A 2,734-nucleotide genomic window follows, 5' to 3' on the forward strand; every position below is an offset into this window, starting at 1 on the left:
CGCGGCCACCGCCGTGGCCAGCTTGGCCAACGCGGCCAGCACCGCCGCGCCCGATCCGTCTGCGTCGTGCTCGAGCGCCACGGCCAGCCCGCTGTCAGCTGCCGCGGCGCGAGGGTGGGGCGCGACCACGATGGCGGGAACGCCGACCGGCCGGGCGGCTAGCACAGCGACCGCACCGGCCGCGATCGCCGAGGCGGCGTGGTCATGCCCGTCCGAGCGGGCCCCCGGAAGGGCCAGGAATAGACCGCCAGGGCCAACGGCCCGCGAGTCGAATTCCACGCTGCCGGTGACGTGGCGCTCGGCGGCCTCCTCGGGCGAGATATCGACCAGCGCGCCACCGACGATCTCGGCGATCTGGGCGACCGTCAGGTCGATCATTGGCGGGCCTGCAGCGCCCGGGCCAGCTCCACCCGGTCATCGAAGGGGCGGGTCTCGACGGCGCCCCGCTGCCCGGTCTCATGGCCTTTGCCGGCTACCAACACCACATCATCAGGGCCCGCCCAGGCGACCGCGTATTGGATCGCGGCCCGCCGGTCGCCGATTTCGACGACCTGCGCCGCACCGCCGGCCGCGGCGGCACCGGCCAGGATTTCGCGGCGGATTGCCGCCGGATCCTCGCCGCGCGGGTTGTCGGCGGTAACGACGACCAAATCGGCTAGCTCAGCGGCGATTTCGCCCATCGGAGCCCGCTTGCCCGGGTCACGCTCGCCGCCCGCGCCGAATACCACCGCCAGCCGACGGTCCGGCTGCAGCAGGGTGGTCAGCACCGCGCGTAACGCGCCTGGCTTGTGCGCATAGTCGACCAGCGCAAGAAAATCCTGGCCGCGGTCGATCTGTTCCAGTCGCCCGGGGACTCGGATTTCCCGCAGTCCCAGGGACGCCTGCTCCGGCGACACCCCAACCGCATCGAGAATCGCCAGGGCAACAAGACAATTGGCGATGTTGTAGCGGCCGAGTAATCGGATGCCGACCCGGTGCTGGACGCCGGCGGGGTCTACGGCGGTGAATTCTTGTCCGCCGGCACCCAGTGGCGCCACGTCCGTCGCGCGCCACGATGCGGGTTGGCCTAGGGCGCTGACGGTGATGGCGTCACCGGCCCGGGCGGCCGTCGCGCGCCCGGCGTCGTCGTCGATGCATACCACGACGGTGTGAGCCCGCAGCGACGAGTGCGGATCGAACAGCACCGCCTTGGCTTCGAAGTACTCCTGCATGCTGGGGTGAAAGTCGAGGTGGTCGCGAGACAGATTGGTGAAACCGGCCACCGCGAACTGGGTGCCGTCCACCCGGCCCAGACTCAACGCGTGACTAGACACCTCCATGACCACGGTGTCCACCCCGCGTTCGGCCATCGCCGCGAGCATCGCCTGCAGCGCAGGAGCCTCCGGCGTGGTCAGTGCGCTGGGGATGTCGGCACCGTCGATCCGGATGCCGATGGTGCCGACCAGCCCGGCCATTCGCCCGCCGGCCCGTAGACCGGCCTCAACCATATAAGTGGTGGTCGTCTTGCCCGATGTTCCGGTGATCCCAACAACCGTCATCCGGTTAGAGGGATGTCCATACACCGAGGCGGCCAGGCCGCCGAGCACGCTGCGGGGTGCCGGATGTACGAGTATCGGCACGCTGCTGGCTCCGAAGCCAGGCAAGCCTGCCAGCTCCGCGACCCCCGCGGCGTCGGTGAGCACCGCGACGGCACCGCGCTCGAGCGCGACGCCGGCATACCGAGCGCCGTGCGGGGACACCCCGGCCAGGGCGGCGACCAGGTCACCGGGCAGCACCTCCTGGGCCCGCAGCGTCACACCGGTCACCGGAACGTCGGGGACGGTCGCCGGCTGCCCGGGGCCGTCGGCCAGCACCGCGCCAACCTGAACCGCAAGTGCAGGTAGCCGCCCGCCCGCAGCGGCGCTGGGGCGCAACCCAGTCGGCACCGCCACCACTTCAGTCACACCTCCTACGCCGCGTCAACCTCATGATCGGCCATGACACCCTATCTGCCCGCACCGGTCTGCGAGGTTGGCTCGTCCGTCAGAGTGTGCGATGACGGCTAACTGACGAACCCGAGTCGGCCGCTAGGTGGCCTGCAGCCTCAACGGCGGCCCCGGATCCGGTGACAGCGGCACGTTCTCGCGCTGCATCAGCCAGCCCGCGATGTTGTGGAACAGCGGTGCCGCCGACGTACCTGGTGAACCGTCGGCGGCATGCTGAGGGTTGTCCATCATGATGCCGATGACGTAGCGGGGATTGTCGGCGGTGGCCATTCCGGCAAAGGTGATCCAGTAGACGTCGTCGAAGTAGCAGCCGCAGGCGGGATTGATCTGCTGCGCGGTACCTGTCTTGCCGGCGATCTGATAGCCGGACACCCCGGCTGCGGACCCGGTGCCCTGCTGGTAGCCCATCGGATCATGTTGCACCACGGCGCGCAGCATCTGCCGCACGGTCTGGGCAGTCTGCGGCGACACCACCCGAATACCGTCCGGCCGCGGTTCGTGCGTCCGAGTGCCGTCGGCTGCGATGGTGGCCTTGATGATCCGCGGCGGCACCCGCACCCCGTCGTTGGCGATGGCCTGATACATGCCGGTCATCTGCAGCAGGGTCATCGAAAGACCTTGGCCGATAGGCAGGTTCGAGAAGGTGCTGCCCGACCATTGGTCGATGGGCGGTACCAGCCCAGCGCTCTCACCGGGCAGCCCTACGCCGGTGCGTTGACCTAACCCGAACTTGCGGGTCATGTCGTAAA

General features: G+C 69.5%; 3 protein-coding genes. All 3 read right to left on the bottom strand.

The annotated features are described in order from the left end of the window. Window positions 1–378 (bottom strand): Mur ligase domain-containing protein (locus AC2VNT_RS13700; RefSeq protein ID WP_486947382.1); only part of this gene is annotated, 378 nt, incomplete at its 3' end. Then, window positions 375–1,943 carry a UDP-N-acetylmuramoyl-L-alanyl-D-glutamate--2,6-diaminopimelate ligase gene (locus AC2VNT_RS13705; RefSeq protein ID WP_486947383.1) on the bottom strand — a complete coding sequence of 523 codons (1,569 nt, stop codon included), beginning with the start codon at window positions 1,941–1,943 and terminating at the stop codon, window positions 375–377. The genes AC2VNT_RS13705 and AC2VNT_RS13700, both read right to left, overlap by 4 nt. Before the next feature lie 123 nt (window positions 1,944–2,066). Further along, on the bottom strand, window positions 2,067–2,734 hold a 668-nt coding region (locus tag AC2VNT_RS13710), incomplete at its 5' end, for a penicillin-binding transpeptidase domain-containing protein (protein ID WP_486947384.1).

This window comes from Mycobacterium sp. TH-M15 (genome assembly GCF_057473705.1).